This window comes from Stutzerimonas kunmingensis (assembly GCF_021432085.1).
Classification (GTDB): Bacteria; Pseudomonadota; Gammaproteobacteria; order Pseudomonadales; family Pseudomonadaceae; genus Stutzerimonas.
The window spans coordinates 738,953-757,347 of the sequence record NZ_CP090366.1 but is presented as its reverse complement, the minus strand read 5'-3'; the positions used below and the strand labels follow the sequence as shown (position 1 = coordinate 757,347).

General features: G+C 64.9%; 19 protein-coding genes. 10 read left to right on the top strand and 9 right to left on the bottom strand.

Translation table 11 applies throughout. The features are described from left to right. Positions 1-144: 144 nt before the first annotated feature. From LW136_RS03500 to codA, 6 genes are all read left to right on the top strand, one after another. Positions 145-501 carry a 4a-hydroxytetrahydrobiopterin dehydratase gene (locus LW136_RS03500; protein WP_011914586.1) on the top strand — a complete coding sequence of 119 codons (357 nt, stop codon included), beginning with the start codon at positions 145-147 and terminating at the stop codon, positions 499-501. Further along, positions 501-1,697: an amino acid aminotransferase gene (locus tag LW136_RS03495; protein WP_230357695.1), complete on the top strand. Its 1,197-nt coding sequence runs from the start codon at positions 501-503 to the stop codon at positions 1,695-1,697. Before LW136_RS03500 ends, LW136_RS03495 begins: the two co-directional genes overlap by 1 nt. Before the next feature lie 203 nt (positions 1,698-1,900). Beyond that, positions 1,901-2,653: a phytanoyl-CoA dioxygenase family protein gene (locus LW136_RS03490; RefSeq protein ID WP_230357696.1), complete on the top strand. Its 753-nt coding sequence runs from the start codon at positions 1,901-1,903 to the stop codon at positions 2,651-2,653. An 83-nt stretch (positions 2,654-2,736) separates the two neighbouring features. Beyond that, positions 2,737-3,186, top strand: coding sequence for a cyanase (gene cynS, locus LW136_RS03485; RefSeq protein WP_003279998.1), 450 nt, complete (start codon positions 2,737-2,739; stop codon positions 3,184-3,186). Positions 3,187-3,537: 351 nt separating this feature from the next. Beyond that, complete coding sequence (gene codB / locus LW136_RS03480; protein ID WP_230357697.1) at positions 3,538-4,815, top strand: cytosine permease; 1,278 nt, start codon at positions 3,538-3,540, stop codon at positions 4,813-4,815. Between the two features lie 13 nt (positions 4,816-4,828). Further along, positions 4,829-6,064: a cytosine deaminase gene (gene codA, locus LW136_RS03475; protein WP_230357698.1), complete on the top strand. Its 1,236-nt coding sequence runs from the start codon at positions 4,829-4,831 to the stop codon at positions 6,062-6,064. On the opposite strand, the gene LW136_RS03470 is transcribed toward codA, so the two are convergent. Continuing rightward, a complete protein-coding gene (locus tag LW136_RS03470) occupies positions 6,058-6,744 on the bottom strand; it encodes a c-type cytochrome (RefSeq protein WP_230357699.1) in 687 nt (228 codons plus the stop codon). The genes codA and LW136_RS03470 overlap by 7 nt on opposite strands. 460 nt (positions 6,745-7,204) lie before the next feature. Between LW136_RS03470 and LW136_RS03465 the strand changes: the two genes are divergently transcribed. Together LW136_RS03465 and LW136_RS03460 are read left to right on the top strand one after the other, a co-directional pair. Continuing rightward, a complete protein-coding gene (locus LW136_RS03465) occupies positions 7,205-7,708 on the top strand; it encodes an acyl-CoA thioesterase (protein WP_042927133.1) in 504 nt (167 codons plus the stop codon). 119 nt (positions 7,709-7,827) lie between these two features. Next, entirely contained in the window at positions 7,828-8,172 is a 345-nt protein-coding gene (locus LW136_RS03460) for a zinc ribbon domain-containing protein YjdM (protein WP_023445042.1), read from the top strand. Positions 8,173-8,218: 46 nt separating this feature from the next. Here the strand turns inward: LW136_RS03460 and LW136_RS03455 are convergent, their stop codons facing one another. Further along, complete coding sequence (locus tag LW136_RS03455; RefSeq protein WP_104099072.1) at positions 8,219-8,947, bottom strand: DUF1294 domain-containing protein; 729 nt, start codon at positions 8,945-8,947, stop codon at positions 8,219-8,221. A gap of 128 nt (positions 8,948-9,075) precedes the next feature. Between LW136_RS03455 and LW136_RS03450 the strand changes: the two genes are divergently transcribed. Then, entirely contained in the window at positions 9,076-9,906 is an 831-nt protein-coding gene (locus tag LW136_RS03450) for an NYN domain-containing protein (RefSeq protein WP_014819131.1), read from the top strand. A gap of 10 nt (positions 9,907-9,916) precedes the next feature. Here LW136_RS03450 and LW136_RS03445 read toward each other — a convergent pair whose 3' ends face one another. Then, complete coding sequence (locus LW136_RS03445) at positions 9,917-11,317, bottom strand: diguanylate cyclase domain-containing protein (protein WP_230357700.1); 1,401 nt, start codon at positions 11,315-11,317, stop codon at positions 9,917-9,919. Positions 11,318-11,534: 217 nt separating this feature from the next. On the opposite strand from LW136_RS03445, the gene LW136_RS03440 reads away from it, so the two are divergent. Continuing rightward, entirely contained in the window at positions 11,535-11,915 is a 381-nt protein-coding gene (locus LW136_RS03440; protein ID WP_230357701.1) for a hypothetical protein, read from the top strand. A 12-nt stretch (positions 11,916-11,927) separates the two neighbouring features. On the opposite strand, the gene LW136_RS03435 is transcribed toward LW136_RS03440, so the two are convergent. Genes LW136_RS03435 through LW136_RS03410 form a run of 6 tightly spaced genes read right to left on the bottom strand, consistent with a single transcriptional unit; the run spans position 11,928 to position 18,079 of the window. Continuing rightward, positions 11,928-12,854: an ABC transporter permease gene (locus tag LW136_RS03435; protein ID WP_230357702.1), complete on the bottom strand. Its 927-nt coding sequence runs from the start codon at positions 12,852-12,854 to the stop codon at positions 11,928-11,930. Next, positions 12,854-13,990, bottom strand: coding sequence for an ABC transporter permease (locus tag LW136_RS03430; RefSeq protein ID WP_230357703.1), 1,137 nt, complete (start codon positions 13,988-13,990; stop codon positions 12,854-12,856). Before LW136_RS03430 ends, LW136_RS03435 begins: the two co-directional genes overlap by 1 nt. Continuing rightward, entirely contained in the window at positions 13,983-15,560 is a 1,578-nt protein-coding gene (locus LW136_RS03425) for an ABC transporter ATP-binding protein (protein WP_230357704.1), read from the bottom strand. The genes LW136_RS03430 and LW136_RS03425 overlap by 8 nt, the downstream gene beginning before the upstream one ends. Next, entirely contained in the window at positions 15,557-16,660 is a 1,104-nt protein-coding gene (locus LW136_RS03420; RefSeq protein WP_234174677.1) for a BMP family ABC transporter substrate-binding protein, read from the bottom strand. The genes LW136_RS03425 and LW136_RS03420 overlap by 4 nt, the downstream gene beginning before the upstream one ends. A gap of 25 nt (positions 16,661-16,685) precedes the next feature. Next, the gene (locus LW136_RS03415; RefSeq protein WP_234174676.1) at positions 16,686-17,072 is read right to left on the bottom strand and encodes a VOC family protein; all 387 of its coding nucleotides are present in this window, start codon (positions 17,070-17,072) and stop codon (positions 16,686-16,688) included. Continuing rightward, the gene (locus LW136_RS03410) at positions 17,069-18,079 is read right to left on the bottom strand and encodes an isopenicillin N synthase family dioxygenase (RefSeq protein WP_234174675.1); all 1,011 of its coding nucleotides are present in this window, start codon (positions 18,077-18,079) and stop codon (positions 17,069-17,071) included. The genes LW136_RS03415 and LW136_RS03410 overlap by 4 nt, the downstream gene beginning before the upstream one ends. Positions 18,080-18,395: the final 316 nt, after the last annotated feature.

Here is an 18,395-nt window from a genome sequence, read left to right as displayed (position 1 = left end):
CGCTGATCTAAACCCTGCGGAAGGAACCTGGCCGCGAAGCCTCCTACTTTGTAGGGTGGATAACGCCGAAGGCTTATCCACGCGGCCAGTAAGCCTCGCCATTTCACCTACCCTTTCCAATCATCAAACAAAAGGACCACTAACATGACCGCCCTCGCCCAAGCCCAATGCGAAGCCTGCCGCGCCGATGCACCCAAAGTGTCCGATGAAGAACTGGCCGAGCTGATCCGCGAAATCCCCGACTGGAACATCGAAGTGCGCGGCGACCACATGGAGCTGGAGCGTGTCTTCCTGTTCCGCAACTTCCGCCACGCCCTGGCCTTTACCAATGCCGTCGGCGCCATCGCCGAGGAGGTCGGCCACCATCCCGCCCTGCTCACCGAATGGGGCAAGGTCACCGTCACCTGGTGGAGCCATGAGATGCGCGGCCTGCACCGCAACGACTTCATCATGGCCGCGCGTACTGACCAGCTCGCCGCCAGCGCGGAGGGCCGCAAGTAATGCACTTCGGCCAGATTCCCCGCGTGCCCGGCGACCCGATCCTCGGCCTGATGGACCTGTATCGCGCCGACACCAACCCGGCCAAGCTCGACCTGGGTGTCGGCGTCTACAAGGACGCCCAGGGCCTGACGCCGATCCCGCGCGCGGTGAAGCTGGCCGAGCAGCGCCTGGTGGACAGTGAGCAGACCAAGAGCTACATCGGCGGCCACGGCGACGCCCAGTTCGGTGCCCTCTTGCTGCGTCAGGTGCTCGGCAGCCGCGCCATTGCCCTCGGCGAGCAGCGTGCCGGCTGCACCCAGGCGCCGGGCGGCACCGGCGCGCTGCGCCTGGCCGGCGAGTTCATCGCCAAATGCCTGCCCGGGCGCAGCATCTGGCTGAGCGATCCCACCTGGCCGATCCACGAAACCCTGTTCGCCGCCGCCGGCCTGCGCGTGCAGCACTACCCCTACGTCGGCGCCGACAACCGCCTCGATGTCGACGGCATGCTCGCCACGCTGCAACAGGTGCCGCCTGGCGACGTGGTGCTGCTGCACGCCTGCTGCCACAACCCCACCGGCTTCGACCTGAGTCACGACGATTGGCTGCGGGTACTGGACGTGGTGCGCGCACGCGAATTGCTGCCGCTGTTCGACTTCGCCTACCAGGGCTTCGGCGACGGACTGGAAGAGGACGCCTGGGCAGTTCGACTGTTCGCCGAAACGCTGCCGGAGATGCTCATCACCAGTTCCTGCTCGAAGAACTTCGGCCTCTACCGCGAGCGTACCGGAGCGCTGATCGCCGTCACCAGCGATGCCGAGCGTCTGCTCGACGTGCGCAGCCAGCTAGCCTCCTTGGCACGCAACCTCTGGTCGACGCCACCGGCCCACGGCGCCGCGGTGGTGGCGACGATCCTGGCCGATGAGCCGCTGCGGCAGATCTGGCAGGACGAGGTGGAGCGCATGCGCCGGCGCATCGCCAGCCTGCGTCAGGGGCTGGTCGAGGCGCTGACGCCCTATGGGCTGGCCGAGCGCTTCTCCCACATCGCCCGGCAGCGGGGGATGTTCTCCTATACCGGCCTGACCGCCGAGCAGGTACGCCGGCTGCGCGCCGCAGATTCGGTGTATCTGGTGGAAAGCGGTCGCGCCAACGTCGCCGGGCTGGATGCCGAGCGCCTGGACGATCTGGCCAGGGCCATTGCACGGGTGGTGCAGGCCTGAACGATGTGAAGGTGCGCGCCGGTGACGCCGCTTCTGGCGACGCCGCCGGGTGCGCCGGAGCGAGAGAGCAGAGGCGCGGCTCGTGACCACGCGACTGGCTGCCGCAGCAGCGCCGGCACAGTAGCGCCGCAAGCTTTCAACCGGCTTTCAACGCGCGGCCGAGCTGCCTATGCTGGAGTCTGGCGCTCTACCCGGCCGATGCCATGACCGACTCCGTCACCATTCGGCAACAGCTCGCCGCCCTGCATCAGCAGGGCTTCGTGCTGCTGCCTGCCGTACTCGATCCCGCGGGCATCGCGACGCTGCGCGAAGCCATCGAACCCATCCACTGGGATTACCAGGGCCTGGTCGACGACCACTACAAGTGCGTCTTCAATCGCTCGCCGTTCTGGCTGCGCTTTCTCGATCTGCCCGGGGTGATCGGACTGGCCGAGGCGGCGCTCGGCACGGACTGCCACATCATCGGCCAGACCGCCTGGCGCAGCCGCCCGGGCTTTATCGGCGGCGAGCTGCATGCCGACTACCTGGCCATGGAGCTGCCGGAAAGCCTGCTCGCCGACCCCACCTTCGAGCTGCCGATGCAGGTCTGCACCGCACACCTGTATCTGGACGACATCGACGCCGACCTCTGCCCGACGCTGGTCATCCCCGGCAGCCACCGCGCCGGACGCAAACCGCTGCCGGGCGAAACCCAGTGGCACGGCCGCGCGGCCGAGCCAGTGCTGTGCAAGGCTGGCGACGTGCTGCTGTTTCGCAGCGACCTCTGGCACGCCGGCAGCCGCAACCGCAGCGCCGAACGCAGCCGCTACCTGCTGCAGATCCACTATGGTCGGCGCATGGTGGCGCAGAAGTTCTCGCCCTACCTGCACTTCCGCTTCAATCCCGAGGTGCTGGCTGCCGCCACGCCGCGCCAGCGCCGCCTGCTCGGTGAGCACGAGGCGGCCGAATACGACTGAACCCCTGGCACCGAACCTGCATCGACCGAGGCCCGCCGCGCCCGCGCGGCCATCGACTCGCATTCGACAGATGAGGATTCGCCATGATCAGCAGTCGTGAACAGGTCACCCAGATGATCGTCGCCGCCAAGGTGCGCAAGGGCCTGAAATGGGCGCATGTCGCCGAAAGCATCGGTATGTCCAAGGAGTGGACCACCGCCGGTTGCCTCGGCCAGATGGCCTTCGACAAGGCCCAGGCCGAGACCCTGGGGCAGCTCTTCGAGCTCTCCGACGAAGCCGTCGCCTGGCTGCAGATCGCCCCCTACAAGGGCTCGCTGCCCACCGCGGTGCCGACCGACCCGCTGATCTACCGCTGGTACGAACTGGTCAACGTCTACGGCACCACCATCAAGGAGCTGATCCACGAGGAATTCGGTGACGGCATCATGAGCGCCATCGACTTCTCCATGGATATCCAGCGCCAGAGCGACCCCAAGGGCGACCGCGTCAACGTCGTGCTGTCCGGCAAGTTCCTGCCCTACAAAAGCTACTAAGGGTCCGGGCCAAACCCATCAGCAGGTGCGGACCTCCCCGCGCGCCAGGCTTTCCACGTTATTGCCCAGCGGAGCCCGCCGCGTTCAGGTCCGCACCGCGCTCGCGCAGCGCCTGGAGCAATTCCTTGCGCTGGTCGGGATCGCACTCGGTGGCCAGCTACGGAGAGAATGTCGCTCCGCTTGTGGGAGCCTCGCGCTAGGGCGCCATTCCGGTGCGTGCAGCCAACTCGTTGCACCAGCAAGGGCCAGCCTTGATGACCACGTCATCGCCCCGCGCGCCGAGTTGGCCGATCGGTCAGCAATGGCATGGCATCTGCAATCTGGCTGCATCCACCTTGCGGAGCATCCACGATGAAACAGCCCGTCGATACCGACTACCCCCTGAGCGAAGTGCCAGCCGGCGCGCGCAAGGGGCTGTGGTCCACCTCCATCCTGCTGTTCGGCTTCACCTTCTTCACCGCCACCATGTTCGCCGGCGGCAAGATCGGCCTGGCCTTCGACTTCAAGACCATGCTCTGGGCCGCGGTCATCGGCAACCTGCTGCTCGGCCTCTATGCCGCCGCGCTTGGGCTGATCGCCTGCCGCAGCGGGTTGAACTCGGTGCTGATGGGGCGCTTCTGCTTCGGCGAGGTCGGCAGCCGGCTGTCCGACTTCCTGCTCGGCTTCACCCAGATCGGCTGGTACGCCTGGGGCACGGCGACCATCGCCATCGTCCTGGTGCGCCTGCTGGCGTTGCCGGAAAGCTGGACGCTGCCGTTGATGGTGCTGTTCGGCTTCGGCTTCTGCCTGACCGCCTTCGTCGGCTACAAGGGCCTCGACCTGCTCTCGCGCATCGCGGTGCCGGCGATGCTGATCCTGTTGATCGCTTCGCTGTGGACCGCGACCCGTGACATTGGCGGGCTGGACGGCCTGCTGGCGGTGCAGCCGGGCGACAGCCTGACCCTCGGCATGGCCATCACCATGATCTTCGGCACCTTCGTCAGCGGCGCGACCCAGGCCACCAACTGGACGCGCTTCGCCCGTAGCAGCAAGGTCGCCGTATGGGCCAGTCTGACCGGCTTCTTCATCGGCAACGGCCTGATGATCGTCGCCGGCGCCTACGGGGCCATCGTCTACCAGCAGCCGGATATCGTCGAAGTGCTGGTGCTGCAGGGTCTGTCGATGGCCGCGGTGGTGATGCTCTTTCTCAACCTCTGGACCACCCAGGACAACACCATCTACAACTTCGCCGCGGCCGGCTGCAACCTGCTGCGCACCGAGCGCCGCCGCCTGGTAACCCTTGGTGGTGCCTTCGTCGGCACGCTGCTGGCGCTGGGCGGCATGTACGAGCTGCTGATCCCCTTTCTGATCCTGCTCGGCTCGATCATCCCGCCCATCGGCGGCGTGATCATGGCCGACTACTTCTACCGCCATCGCGGGCAGTACCCGAAGCTGGCCGAAGCGCACCTGCCCAGGTACAACAGCCTGGGCCTGGCGGCCTATGTGCTGGGCGCTGCCTGCGCCTACTTCTCGCCCTGGGTGGCGCCCATCGTCGGCATACTGGTGGCCGCCGCAGCCTATATTGTGCTGTACGAGGGCCAGCGCCTGGCCCTGTCGCGCACGGTGCTGACGCAAACCGACGCCCGCTGATCAAGGAGCCATTATGAACATCCTCAACGCACGCCTGCGCGGCCGCAGCGGCCTGTACCGCATCGAACTGGACGGCGCGCGCATCGCCGCCATCAGCGCGCAGCAGGCGCCAGCCGAAGCCAACGAGGGCGACATCGACGCCGCCAGCAATCTGGTGGTGCCACCCTTCATCGAACCGCACATTCATCTGGACGCCACGCTAACCGCCGGCGAGCCGGCCTGGAACATGAGCGGCACGCTGTTCGAAGGCATCGAACGCTGGGGCGAGCGCAAGGCGCTGGTGACGCACGAAGACACCAAGGCGCGGGCGAAGAAAACCATCGACATGTTGGTCGATCATGGCATCCAGCATGTGCGCACCCATGTCGACGTTACCGACCCGACGCTGTCGGCGCTCAAATCCATGCTCGAGGTGCGCGAGGAAACCCGTCACCTGATCGACCTGCAGATCGTCGCCTTTCCGCAGGAGGGCATCGAGTCGTTCAAGGGCGGTCGCGAGCTGATGACCGAGGCGATCGCTATGGGCGCCGATGTGGTCGGCGGCATTCCGCACTTCGAGAACACCCGCGACCAGGGCGTCAGCTCGATCAAGTTCCTCATGGACCTGGCCGAACGCACGGGCTGCCTGGTGGACGTGCACTGCGACGAAACCGACGACCCGCAGTCGCGCTTTCTCGAAGTGCTCGCCGAAGAGGCGCGGGTACGCGAGATGGGCGAGCGGGTCACCGCCAGCCACACCACGGCAATGGGCTCCTACGACAACGCCTACTGCTCCAAGCTGTTCCGCCTGCTCAAGCTGTCGAAGATCAACTTCGTCTCCTGCCCGACCGAGAGCATCCACCTGCAGGGCCGCTTCGACACCTACCCCAAGCGCCGGGGCCTGACCCGCGTGGCCGAGATCGACCGCGCCGGGATGAACGTCTGCTTCGGCCAGGATTCCATCGTCGACCCCTGGTACCCGCTGGGCAACGGCAACATCCTGCGCATCCTCGAGGCGGGGCTGCACATCTGCCACATGCTCGGCTACGAGGACCTCAAGCGCTGCCTGGACCTGATCACCGACAACAGCGCACGCACCCTCAACCTGGGCGAGCGCTACGGGCTGGAGGTGGGGCGACCGGCCAGCCTGCTGGTGCTGTCGGCGCCGGACGACTACGAGATGTTGCGCACCCAGGGCCATGCCCTGCTCTCGGTGCGCAACGGTGAGGTGCTGATGCGCCGCACGCCGGCGCAGATTCAGCGCTATTGAGCGGCCGCGGTTGTCTTGCGCAAGCGGTTGATGTTGGCCATCTCTTCGGCCGGCGTCAGCTTCAGCTGCGACAGATAGGCCGCCAGCGCCTCCACGTCCGCCGCGGAAAGCTGCGCGGCGACGCCAATCATTACCGAGCCGGCGCGGCTCGGGTCGTTCTCGCGGAAACGCGTCAGCGCCTTGCGGATGTATTCGTCGGGCTGCCCGGCCAGGCGCGGCATGGTCTCCATGCCTTCGGCATGAGCCCCGTGGCAACCGGTGCAGGTGGTCTGGAAGATCTTCTCACCGCTTCCGCGCAACGCAGCATTCACCGGGCCCTCGGGCGGATTGACCTTCTGCTGGCTGAAGAACACTGCGATGTTCACCCGCTCCTCCATGCTCAGGTTTTGCGCCAGCTTGGACATGACAAAGTCGGTGCGCTCGCCGCTGGCGAACTTCTCGAAGGCATGGAACAGGTATCGCGGATTCTGCCCGGCAAGATTGGGAATGTGCTTGCGCTTGCTGTTGCCGGTTTCGCCGTGGCAGTAGGAACAGAACACGGCGCGTTCCTGACCGGCCAGGCTGGCCTGCTCGCGCCGCTGCTCGTCGGCCATGATTTGGTTGAAGCGCTCGATGGCCGCCTCGCTGGCATGAGTCAGCGGAACGAAGCAGGCGAGCAGGGCAAGAGCGAGCGTACGCATGAGGAGGCATCCGTTACTTGAAGTAGTTAGTGGCCTGTTAGGGTTCAGTTGGTCAATTTCGGCGCCCATGGCCCCGATACTGTGTCGCAGCGCCTTGTCTCGGAGCCATGTTCATCCGATCTTGCCTCGACCCACTCACCGCACAGGCCATTAGGATTTTTTGGGCATCCGACTATAAAAAGCGCGAGGCCAGCGGACCCCGGCACAGGTCAACAAAAGTGCTGTTGTGCGAGGCGCCGGCGCCATCCGTGAGCCGCGTCACATGTCGCCGCCGGACCTGAGGACAGCAATATGACACTCATGCCGTAGCTGGCGCTTTTTCCGCCAAATGACAGAAGTGCGCGCCTTTGCCGCATTGACGATAGAAAAAATCGATGAAGCGTTTTGCTGGAAACGCCAGACAGGAAGGAGGCATTCGACTAAAGTAGCAACCCTTCACCACCGAGGAGCCGTAACCCCCATGCTAGATGGACATGCAGAGCTGACCATGACCGTGCTGATGACGCCGGACAAAGCCAATTTTTCCGGCAACGTACATGGCGGCACGCTGCTCAAGTATCTCGACGAGGTCGCCTACGCCTGCGCCAGCCGCTACGCCGGGCAGTACGTCGTCACCCTCTCGGTGGATCAGGTGGTGTTCCGCCAGCCGGTGCATGTTGGCGAACTGGTCACCTTCCTCGCCTCGGTCAACTACACCGGCACCACCTCGATGGAGATCGGCATCAAGGTCGTCACCGAAGACATTCGCGAGAAGACCGTGCGCCATACCAACAGCTGCTTCTTCACCATGGTCGCCCTCGGCGAAGACGGCAAACCGGTAGCGGTACCGCCGCTCAACCCGAAGACGCCTGAACAGCAGCGTCGTTTCGCCCAGGCCTACCAGCGCCGCGAAATCCGCCGCGAACTGGAACATCGCTACAGCGAGCTACGCGCTGGTAACGAGCGCCTCACCGCCGTGAAGTAAGCGCTACCCCGTGAAACCACGTGGAATCCGGCCAGCCTGGATTCCACGGCGGCCCCAAATTTGTAACAAAACCTTATACAATGCACGGCTTTCCGCATCCCGCCCCCTGAGGATCTGCCGTGAGCTCGCTGCCACCCTGCCCCAAATGCAACTCCGAATACACCTACGAAGACGGCCAGATGCTGGTCTGCCCCGAGTGCGCCCATGAGTGGTCCGCCACCGACGGCGCGGCTGCCGCGAGCGAAAGCGACAAGGTGATCAAGGACTCGGTAGGCAACACGCTGCAGGATGGCGACACCATCACGGTAATCAAGGACCTCAAGGTCAAGGGCTCGTCGCTGGTGGTCAAGGTCGGCACCAAGGTGAAGAACATCCGCCTGGTCGACGGCGACCACGACATCGACTGCAAGATCGACGGCATCGGCGCGATGAAGCTGAAGTCCGAGTTCGTCAGAAAAGTCTGAGCCGCAATGCTCGTCCGAAGCCCGGCATTCGCCGGGCTTTCGCGTTTCACAGCAGCCGCAACAGCCAGTCCAGCCGCTCGCGGGTAAAGCCGCTACCAACGAACAGCAGATCGATCCAGAACGCCTGGTGCAGCACCACGATCAGCCAGAACGCCAGCTGATAGCTCAGCTTGCGGGTCTTGTGGCGAAAGACCTGCTGCGCCACGAGCGCACCCGGCCAGCCGCCGGCCAGCTCGAAGAAATGCAGTGTGGTTTCCGGTGTGCGCCAGCGATCCTTCAGCGCGCTGTGCTTGTCGCGCCAGTAGAGGACGAAGGTCAGCAGGCTGGCGACGGCATAGATCGCCAACGGCAACACCGCACCGAGGCGCAGGAGGCTGCCCGCCAACGGCAGCAGACAGAGCAGCCCGAACAGCACCAGTTTGAGGGGAAGCTGCTGGATGTTGCCGGCGACCAACTGGCGCGCAGGCTTGCCAGCGGCCCGCGCCGTCGCGCGCGGACGGGTCTGTTGCTCGGCCGGCTTGCGCTGACTGCCCGGGCGCTGGCGAATCGCTGGCTGGTCCAGCGTCAGCGGCGCATCCAGCCGCAGATGCTCGGCACGTAGCCGGCCCTGGGGATCGCGCCCCGACACGTAGAGCACACGATCACCAACCAGCGGCCGACGCTCACCATGCACGGCCGAGATATGCGCGAAGACATCCTCACCGCCCTGCTCCGGGCGAATGAAGCCGAAGCCCTTCTGGTCGTTCCAGCTTTTCAGCGTGCCTCGCTGTTCCATGCACCGCAATCCATGTGATCAAAGCCGCGCATGCTAACCGAGTTCGGCAGGCGTTGGCAGCACGCCGCTATGGCCAGGGCACGGTGGTCGGCGTTATGGTCGGGCGATCTCCAGTCCAGGGAAGAAGCATGGCCAGCAAGCCCAACAGTTCGAACAAGCAGAAGCACCTCGCCGTGCTGATCGACGCCGACAACGCGCCCGCCGCCATCGTCGAAGGGCTGTTCGAGGAAATCGCCAAATACGGGGTCGCCAGCGTCAAGCGCATCTACGGCGACTGGACCAAACCCAACCTCGGCAGCTGGAAGAAGGTGCTGCTCGACTACTCGATCCAGCCGATCCAGCAGTTCGCCTACACCTCGGGCAAGAACGCCACCGACAGCTCGCTGATCATCGACGCCATGGACCTGCTCTACACGCGGCGTTTCGACGGCTTCTGCCTGGTTTCCAGCGACAGCGACTTCACTCGTCTGGCCGCACGCATCCGCGAAGAGGGCCTGACGGTGTATGGCTTTGGTGAGCAGAAGACGCCCTCGCCCTTCGTCTCTGCCTGCGACAAGTTCATCTACACCGAAATCCTGCGCGCCGATGCCGCCAAAACGACATCCGAGCCACCCTCATCGGAAAAGCTCGCCGCAGCCGCCGCTCAGGTGGAAGAAACCAGCAAGCCGCCGAAGGCCGGCGACAAGGGCGACACCATCAAATGTCAGCAGGTACCGGTGGACTTTATCGCAAAGGTGCTCGACGACCTGTCCGAGGAGGACGACTGGATTCAGCTGGGCACCCTCGGACAGAACATCAGCAAGCTCCGCCCCGCCTTCGATCCGCGGCTGTATGGCTGCAAGAAGCTCAGCGACCTGATCGCCAACCAGCCCAAGCGCTTCGACCTGGAATCACGGGGCAGCAGCGCCACCGGCGGCAAGGACCTCTACGTGCGCCTACGCAAACCCGGCAAGCACTGAGCACCGCCACTCAGCTTGCCTGCTCGTCCGGCGCATGGCAGCAGACGCGGTCCCGGCCCTCATGCTTGGCCCGATACAGCGCGGCGTCGGCACGGCGCAGCAGGCTGTCCACTGTGTCCGTCGCGTTTAGCTCGGCGACACCGGCGCTGAGGGTCTGCGTCTGGCCAGTACTGAAAGACAGCGCCCGCGACTGCTCGCACAGGCGCTCGGCAAACGCCGCGGCCTGCTGGCTGCTGGTTTCCGGGCACAGCAGAAGGAACTCTTCGCCACCCCAGCGGCCCACGGCATCACTGCCGCGCAGGCAACCAACCAGTAGATCGGCAAACTCCTTGAGCACGCGGTCACCCATCTGGTGACCGAACTCGTCGTTGATGGATTTGAAGTGGTCGATATCCAGCATGACGATCGACAGCGGCCGGCTGTAACGCCGCGCCTGCTCCAGCGCCCTGGCGAAACGCCGATCCAGGGCGGCGCGGTTGGCCAGGCCGGTGAGCGGATCGGTCTGCGATTTGACCTGCAGCTGCTCGTTCAACCGACGCAGCCGGCCGATCCAGAACAGGCTGGTCAGCAGCATCACCGAAAAGACCACGACGATCTGCACGACCAGACGGTAGTCGGTGCCCGACTCGACGCGAATCGGCGCATGCCTGTTGGCGATCTGGTTCAGCTCGCCCGGCGTGATCGTCGCGATCGCCTTGTCCAGGATGTCGCGCAGCACCGGCTCGCTCTTCAGCACGCCGATGCGAAACTGATTGTCGAGACTCGTCAGCTGCCCGGCGATCTTCAGATTGAACCAGCCTTCGCGGCGAATGGTGTAGGCAGCCACGGTCAGCGAGCGCACGGTGAGGTCGGCCTTGCGCTCGTTCACCAGCGCCAGCGCCTGGGCATCCGTGTCGGTGCTGATGACGCGCAACCGGGGAAAGTCCCGCCGCACGCTTTCCTCGACGGAGGTGCCGACCGGCAGCGCGACGGTCACGTCATCGAGAGCAGACAGATCGGCCACGTACGGATGATCTTCCCGCGCGATGACCACGTTGGCGTCGGTGAACAGCGGCTGGGTGAAGATCAGCCAGGTATCGCGCACGGGCGTCTGGTTGAGGAAGCTGAGCAGCTGGCAGCGGCCGGCCTGGGAGAATGCCACCGACTGGCCCCAGTCGCTGGTCGCCACGATATCCAGTTGCAGCCCCGCCCGTTGTGCAACGAGGCGCAGCAGATCGGCAGCGATCCCTTCATGCTCCCCGCGGGCATTGAGCATCTCGAACGGCAGCCAGTCCGGGTCGACACAGATGCTGACCGAGCGGTTGCCGGCCAGCCAGTCGCGTTCGGCTGCGTCGAGCTCGAGCGTTACATCGGCCGTTGCCGCTGCACCACCTGCAAATGCCAGCAACGCCAGAAGCAGATACCTAGTCACTTCAGCCACCCTCGGAAGGAGTGCACATAACATTGGCGACGGCTGCAGTTCAACACGGCGCAAATGGCACGGCAAGATCAATCATGGCTTTGAGCCATCACAAATCATGCCAACCATTTTTTTGACGCTTCTAATCATTTGCAATCATTGATTGGCGCAGCGATCGAACCGACCCCCGGCCAGCTCTTCTAACGGGGACCGAATATTGGAGGTTTCAATGAGCAAGCAGCTATTTCTCGCCTGCGGTCTGGCGCTCTGTGCCCCGCTGGCGTTCGCACAAACGCCGCCGCCGGAAGTGGTCACCCACCTCAACGGCCTCGATGTGGAGATCAGTCCGATGGGCGTGCCGGCCAAATCCGAAGGGGTCGAAGGCCAGCTGCTTGGCGTGCGGGCGGTGAAGGTGATGAACCGCACAGGCGGCCAGATCACCTGCGAGTTCCATGTACCGAATGACGCGCGCTCGGATACCTCGGCGTCGCCGGTTTTCACCGTCGCGCCAAATACCCAGCGCACCGAGCGGGTGCCTGGGGACTATTCGCCGGACGAGCCCTACGCGGAGATCACTTGCCGCTCCAGCGACCAGAGCCCGGCGCAATGAGCGCCGTGACCTTCAGCGGCGCTCCTCGCGGATAAAGGGAATACCCAGTGCGCCCGGCTGATTGCCGGAAACGTTCTTGCCGCTGGCAACCCAGATCATCACCGCCAGGGTCACGGCGTAGGGCGTCATCAGCACGAAGTACTGCGGCAGACGCACCCCGGCAGCGGCCAGATGCGGGATCAGCGCCTCGATGCAGCCGAACAGCAGCGCACCGGCCAGGGCCTTCCAGGGTGACCAGCGGGCGAAGATCACCAGCGCCACGGCGATCCAGCCGCGGCCGCCAGTCATGTCGGCAATCCACAACTTGGTGCTGAGCACCGAGATATAGCCGCCCGCAAGGCCTATCAGCGCGGAGCCAGCGAGAATCGCCACCAGCCGATAACCGAGCACGGAAATGCCCGCTGCGTCGGCCGCCTGGGGGTTTTCACCCACCGCACGCATCCGCAGACCGGTGGTGGTGCGGGTAAGAAACCAGACCACGGCGAGAAAGATCAGCGGCGTCATGAACACCAGCGGGTTCTGCACGAAGACTTTGCCCACGAGCGGCGACTCCGACAGCGGCCACAGCTCGACCGCGCCCAATCCCTTCACCGGCTTGTTGGTCCAGTCCAGCAGCGTGCCGAGCAGCCCGGTCAGCCCCTGGCAGAAGAACACCAGCGCCAACCCTGCGATCACCTGGTTGATCCGCAGCACCAGTACCATCAGTGCGAACAGCAACGACACCACCGCTGCTGCAACCATGGCCAGGAATAGGGAGATGCCCGGCGTGCCGTAAGCCAGCTGCGCGCCGATACCGGCCAACGCACCGACCAACATCAGCCCTTCGGCGCCGAGGGCCAGCACGCCGGCGCGTTCCGTAAGAATCAGCCCCAGCGCCGCGAGGGCAAAAGGTACGGCGAAGTCCGGTGTGTTGCCGAGCCAGTTGGCGATCATGTCCATCAGCTTTCGCCTCCCTGAACGCGGCGGATACGGTGGCGGATAAAGAAATCCGAGGAGGCGACGCAGATCACCAGGATTGCCTGGATGAGCTGCACCATGGAAAAGGGGATCTGGTAGAACACCTGCAAGCTGCGCCCGGCGACGAAGAGCATCGCCATCAGCAGTGCTACCACTAACGCGGCCAGCGGATTGTTGCGCGCGAGAAAGGCAATCAGGATGCCGGAGAAGCCGTAGCCCTGATAGAACGACTGGGTCAGCCGCCCCTCCTGCCCCGCCGTGACCAGAAACCCGGCGATCCCGGCCATGGCGCCAGAGATCAGCACCGTGCCGATGATCATCTTCTGCACCGGCACGCCCACCGCGCCCGCCACCCGGGGGTTGGCATCGACGAAGCGCAGGTACAACCCGGCGCGGGAAATGCCGAGAAACCACAGCGCCAGCAACGCGACGACCACCGCCAGCGGCACCGCGGCACTGATGCCCTCGAGCAGTTCGGGCAGGCGCTCGAACGGCTGAAACTGCGGCGAATAGGGAAACGAACTCTTCGGGTCTTTCCAGCTGCCGTAGAGCAGGTGCAGCAGGAAATTGATCGCCAGGTAGTTGAGCATCAGTGTCGAGATGATCTCGTTGACCTTCAGCCGCAGCTTGAGCAGCACCGGCGCCAGCGCCCAGAGCAGGCCGCAGAAAACGGCCGCGGCCAGCATCAGCGGCAGGCGCAGCGCGGGAGGGCCGACCTCGAACAGTGAGACCGCCGTGGCACCGATGGCGCCCCAGATCATCTGACCCTCAAGCCCGAGGTTCCAGAACCTGGCGCGGAAGGCCATGCAGCCGGCCAAGCCGACGAGGATCATCGGCGATGCCTGAAACAAGACCGCTTTCAGGCTCTGTGCATCGAATACCGTGAGGATGACAAACTCATTGAGCAGCTCACCGGCCGGTACGCCAGCGGCGATCAGGATTGCGGCGGAGATGCCCAGCCCCAGCAACAGGGCGAGCCCGATGATCGCAGCCTGCCAATGCCAGGCCAGTTGCTGGCGGATCTCCAGTGCGTAACGCCGCGACAGCAGCGGCTGTTTCGGGCGCTCGGCCGCCTGCGTGGCCTGCTCGAGCATCACGGGGCGTACCTGTTCATTCATGGTTTACCCCTTCTAGATTCAACTCGCCATGGCTCAGCTCCCCATGACTGACCATCGCCCTACCAATGGCCTGGCGATCCGCGGGCCGGTCGAATTCGGCGACGATGCGCCCGCCGCTCATCACGCCGATGCGATCGGCCAGGGCCAGCACCTCATCGAGGTCTTCGCTGATCACCAGCACCGCTGCGCCGGCATCCCGCGCTGCACGCAGGCGGGCATGCACGGCGGCGGTGGCGCGTACGTCCAGCCCGCGACTGGGGCTGTGTACCAGCACCAGTTGCGGATCGCGGGAGAACTCGCGAGCGATCACCAGTTTCTGCGCGTTGCCGCCGGAAAGCAGCGCGGCCTTCTGCTTCAGCGAGCGCACGCCCTGCACGTCGAACCCGGCCACCGCCTCAGCAGCATCGGCCTCCAGACGCTTGCGCCGCAGATTGAAAAACGAGCCATAGCGCCCGCTGTGGATCTGCCCGACACCGAAGTTCTCGGCCACCGAGAGCTCGCCAGCCAGCGCGGTGCCGTAGCGGTCAGCAGGGATTGCAGCGATGCGCAGCTGGCGCCGCTGTTCCGGGCTGGCCCGGCGCAAGTCGCCGAAGCCCGCCAAGTCCAGCGTGCCCTGGCAGGGCTCCGGCAACCCCATCAGCACGTTGGCCAGTTCGCTCTGGCCGTTGCCTCCGACTCCAGCGACACCATAGATCTCGCCGGCACGTAGGCTCAGCGTCACGCCATTTAGCGCGCCGTGTCCGCCTGCCCCGGTCGAACGCAAATCGCGCACCTGCAGCCGCACCTCACCCGGTGTCGCCGGCTGATACTCGCTGGCCGGCGCGGAATCACCCACGGTCAGGCGCACCAGCTCGGGCACCGATACCGTCTGCGGGTCGAGGGTCTGGATGGTGCGACCGCCCCGCATCACGGTGACGCGGTCGGCGAAGCGTTTCACGTCGCTCATCTTGTGGGTGACCAGGATCACCGCCGCGCCCTGGCGGGCGAACGCGCGCACCGTTTCCAGCAGGCGTTCGGCTTCCCCGTCGGTCAGTACCGCCGTCGGCTCGTCGAGGATCAGGATGCGCGCGCCGGCCAGCAGCACCTTGAGAATCTCCACCCGCTGCTGCTCGGCCACCGAAAGCGACTCGGTGATCTTGCGCGGGTCGATGCTGAAACCCAGCTCGGCCGCCTTGTCGCTGATCCGCTGCTCCAAAGCCGCCAGGCGCTGGCGATGGCTGCCCGAGAAGGCGTGGTTGCCCGGCCCCTCGGGCAGCGCCAGCTGGATGTTCTCGGCCACGGTGAAGGGCTTCACCAGCTTGAAGTGCTGATGAACCATGCCGATGTGGTAGCGGCTGGCATCCCGCGGGCCGCTGAGCCGCACCGCATTGTCGTTGATCAACAGCGATCCGCTCTCCGGTGCGTAGAGGCCGGCGGCGATGTTCATCAGCGACGACTTGCCCGCGCCGTTCTCGCCGAGCAGCGCATGGACCTCGCCCCACCTGGCGGTAAAGTCCGCCTGGGACAGGGCCATGAAGCCGTCGAACGACTTGCTGACCCCGGAAAGCTGGATCGCGTTGAGGTTGCTCATTGCTGGGTGGTCACTCCCTTGACGAACCAGTCCATCTGCCATAGCGCTGGGTCGGCCATCACCTCACCGGCGGCGATGCGCTCGGTGCCGTCACGGTCGAGCATCGGGCCGGCGTAGATCTGCATCTCGCCTTTGAGCAACGCTTCGCGGGCGGCCATGATCTTCGCCTTGTCCGCTTCGGAGACCGCCGGGCCACAGCAGGCTGCATCGGTACCGCCTTCGGCCATGGACAGCAGCGCGCCGTTCTCCGGCGGCGTCCAGTTGCCGGCGCTGATCTTCTTCAGCTCCGGCGCGAGGAACCTGTCCCACACCCAGACCGACGAGCAGACGGTGGCGTCCGGGGCAAATTCGCGCATGTCGCGGTGGTGACCGGTGCCATGCACACCGCGCTCCTGGGCGACGATCTGCGGCGTCGGGCTGTCGACGTGCTGGCCGAGCACGTCGGCGCCGGCATCGATCAGCGCCATCGCCGCGGCGCGCTCCTTGACCGGATCGTTCCAGGCGCCGGTGTAGACCACGGTGACGGTGGCGTCGGGGTTGATCGCCTGGGCGCCGAGGGCGAAGGCGTTGACCGTCCAGTTCACCTGACCGAAGGGGTTGGCCGCGACGAAACCGAGCTTGCCGGTCTTCGACGCCGCGCCGGCGGCCATGCCGCACAGGTACTGGCTTTCGTAGGTGCGGCCGTAGAAGGATTCGAGGTTGGCGCTGTTGGTGGTGCCCGAGCCGTTGAGGAAGGCCACGTCCGGATACTTGGCGGCCAGCTCCTTGAAGGTGTCGGAATAACCGAAGGCGGTGCCGATGATGACGTTGGCGCCGCGCTGGATCAGCCGGTCCACTGCCGGGCGGATCGATGAAGCGTTCTCCGGCACGCTTTCGACGTACTGGATCTTGGTATCCAGCTCGGCTTCGAGCTTCTGCCGCGCCTCGTCGAAGGCCTGGGTCCAGCCACCGTCATTGCGCGGGCTGATGTAGAGCATGGCGATCTTCGCCGGTTTATCGAGGGTCAGCCCTTGCCCTTCCTTCGCCGAGGCGGCGCCAACAGTCGTCGCCAGGCCGAGAGCCACCGCCGCACACAAGGTCCGTTTCATCTGATTGAGCATTTTTGGTCTTCCTGAGGTTGGCACGTCAAAGCATGTGGTTGATGCGAAACACGTTGTCTTCCGGGTCCAGCAGCACCGCCTGATACCAGTGGTAATAGGTCTCGTAGGGCGCCTTGATCAGCCGCGCGCCCATGGCGACGGCGATGGGTACCAGCCGCTCGACCTCCTCTTTCGAATCGACGTCGATGTTCAGGAGGAACTTGCAGCCGCGGGTGTCGGCGAATTCGTCCAGATGCAGCAGTTCATAGGCTTCCGGCGCGTTGAAGCCGATGCAGCTCTTGCCGGTATCCAACCCGCGAAAGATCGGCGAGGCGATCTCGGGAATGTTCCGGAAGCCGAACAGCTCGCGGTAGAAGCCGCTCAGCGCTTCGATGTCGCGGGCGAAAACGTTGACGTAGGAAAGCGTGCTCATGCGACCTCCAGGCCTTTGCCGAAGGTGGTCTGCTTGACGAACTTGGAGAGCAGGTTGTCGCCGGAGGTGACCGGCGCGTGGCGTGGCGCTTCGCCCGCGGCTAGGCATCCCGGCAGGCACTCGATCAGCGCGTCGTAGTTGGGCTGGTGGAAGAACACCAGTGACTGTCGCCCGTTGTCGGCAGGGCTGTCCTCAGGCGGGTTGATCACCCGATGCAGCGTGGAAATCCACTGATCGTTGGTCCACTGCATCATCAGGTCGCCGATGTTCACTGCGAAGCCGTTCTCCACGTAGGGCACGTCTACCCATTCGCCCTGACGGTTGCGTGCCTGCAAACCGCCCAGCGCGTTGTCCGGCTTGACGATGGTCAGGCTGCCGTAATCGGTGTGGGCACTGGCGCGCAACTGTCCGGGTTCGACCGCGCCCTTCACGTCCGGATAGCTGAGGCTGCGGAACATGCTGATGTGCTTGTCGATCTTGTCGTCGAAGAAGGTTTCCGGCAGCTCCAGTGCCAGGGCGAAGATGCGCATCAGCGACTGCGACAGCTCGCTCATGGCAGCGAAGTATTCGCGATAGGTTTGCTCGAAACCCGCGATGCCGGTGGGCCAGACGTTCGGCGCGAAATGCGGGCCGGCAGCGGCGCAGCGGTAGTAGTCCTCAGCCGGCACATCGCTGGGGCCGATGGAAAAGGATTCCTTGAGATCACCCGGTGACGCCTCTTCCAGCGAGTACGACAGACTCTCCTCGGCGATGGCGCTGTAGCCGCGCACCATTTCCGGGCTGGGCCGGTCGACCTTGCGCTTTTCCGGCAACGGCAAGGCGAAGAACTGCCGCGTCAGCCGCGACACGCGCTCGATCAGTTCACTGGGGATCTGATGATTGGTGATGACCAGAAAGCCGATGTCGCGACAGGCCTGGTCCACGGCCTTGGCCACCTGGGCCTTGCCCTCCGGCGTACCGGCGAAATACGGCGCCAGGTCGATGATGGGAACGTATTGCAGAGTCATGGGTGACGCACTCCTCTGACGCAAGGCGGGTAACGAGCGCGTCGCCGATGGCGCGGGCGCTTCTCTGTATGCGTGACGCCGCCGCCCGCGTGCACGCCGGGCGACAGCGAGGAGAGAGCAGAAAGCGTGCCACCGGATCGATTCGCTTGTGGATCAGTGGCTTAGCGTTATGGCGGGGAAATAACGGATCAAATGGTCCGGTTCGGAGCACTTGGTTTGTGCATGAAGCACGAAAAGCGGGCGAGGGCTGCAGCAGCCGAGGTCAGCCCCGCCGCTCAGCGATAGGAGTGAACTAACGGCCCGACGACACGATCCC

What these genes read in the sequence shown, in the direction of transcription:
- LW136_RS03500 (WP_011914586.1), top strand. Translation starts at nt 145, where the DNA reads ATGACCGCCCTCGCCCAAGCCCAATGCGAAGCCTGCCGCGCCGATGCA.
- LW136_RS03495 (WP_230357695.1), top strand. Translation starts at nt 501, where the DNA reads ATGCACTTCGGCCAGATTCCCCGCGTGCCCGGCGACCCGATCCTCGGC.
- LW136_RS03490 (WP_230357696.1), top strand. Translation starts at nt 1,901, where the DNA reads ATGACCGACTCCGTCACCATTCGGCAACAGCTCGCCGCCCTGCATCAG.
- cynS (WP_003279998.1), top strand. Translation starts at nt 2,737, where the DNA reads ATGATCAGCAGTCGTGAACAGGTCACCCAGATGATCGTCGCCGCCAAG.
- codB (WP_230357697.1), top strand. Translation starts at nt 3,538, where the DNA reads ATGAAACAGCCCGTCGATACCGACTACCCCCTGAGCGAAGTGCCAGCC.
- codA (WP_230357698.1), top strand. Translation starts at nt 4,829, where the DNA reads ATGAACATCCTCAACGCACGCCTGCGCGGCCGCAGCGGCCTGTACCGC.
- LW136_RS03470 (WP_230357699.1), bottom strand. Translation starts at nt 6,744, where the DNA reads ATGCGTACGCTCGCTCTTGCCCTGCTCGCCTGCTTCGTTCCGCTGACT.
- LW136_RS03465 (WP_042927133.1), top strand. Translation starts at nt 7,205, where the DNA reads ATGCTAGATGGACATGCAGAGCTGACCATGACCGTGCTGATGACGCCG.
- LW136_RS03455 (WP_104099072.1), bottom strand. Translation starts at nt 8,947, where the DNA reads ATGGAACAGCGAGGCACGCTGAAAAGCTGGAACGACCAGAAGGGCTTC.
- LW136_RS03450 (WP_014819131.1), top strand. Translation starts at nt 9,076, where the DNA reads ATGGCCAGCAAGCCCAACAGTTCGAACAAGCAGAAGCACCTCGCCGTG.
- LW136_RS03440 (WP_230357701.1), top strand. Translation starts at nt 11,535, where the DNA reads ATGAGCAAGCAGCTATTTCTCGCCTGCGGTCTGGCGCTCTGTGCCCCG.
- LW136_RS03435 (WP_230357702.1), bottom strand. Translation starts at nt 12,854, where the DNA reads ATGGACATGATCGCCAACTGGCTCGGCAACACACCGGACTTCGCCGTA.
- LW136_RS03430 (WP_230357703.1), bottom strand. Translation starts at nt 13,990, where the DNA reads ATGAATGAACAGGTACGCCCCGTGATGCTCGAGCAGGCCACGCAGGCG.
- LW136_RS03425 (WP_230357704.1), bottom strand. Translation starts at nt 15,560, where the DNA reads ATGAGCAACCTCAACGCGATCCAGCTTTCCGGGGTCAGCAAGTCGTTC.
- LW136_RS03420 (WP_234174677.1), bottom strand. Translation starts at nt 16,660, where the DNA reads ATGCTCAATCAGATGAAACGGACCTTGTGTGCGGCGGTGGCTCTCGGC.
- LW136_RS03415 (WP_234174676.1), bottom strand. Translation starts at nt 17,072, where the DNA reads ATGAGCACGCTTTCCTACGTCAACGTTTTCGCCCGCGACATCGAAGCG.
- LW136_RS03410 (WP_234174675.1), bottom strand. Translation starts at nt 18,079, where the DNA reads ATGACTCTGCAATACGTTCCCATCATCGACCTGGCGCCGTATTTCGCC.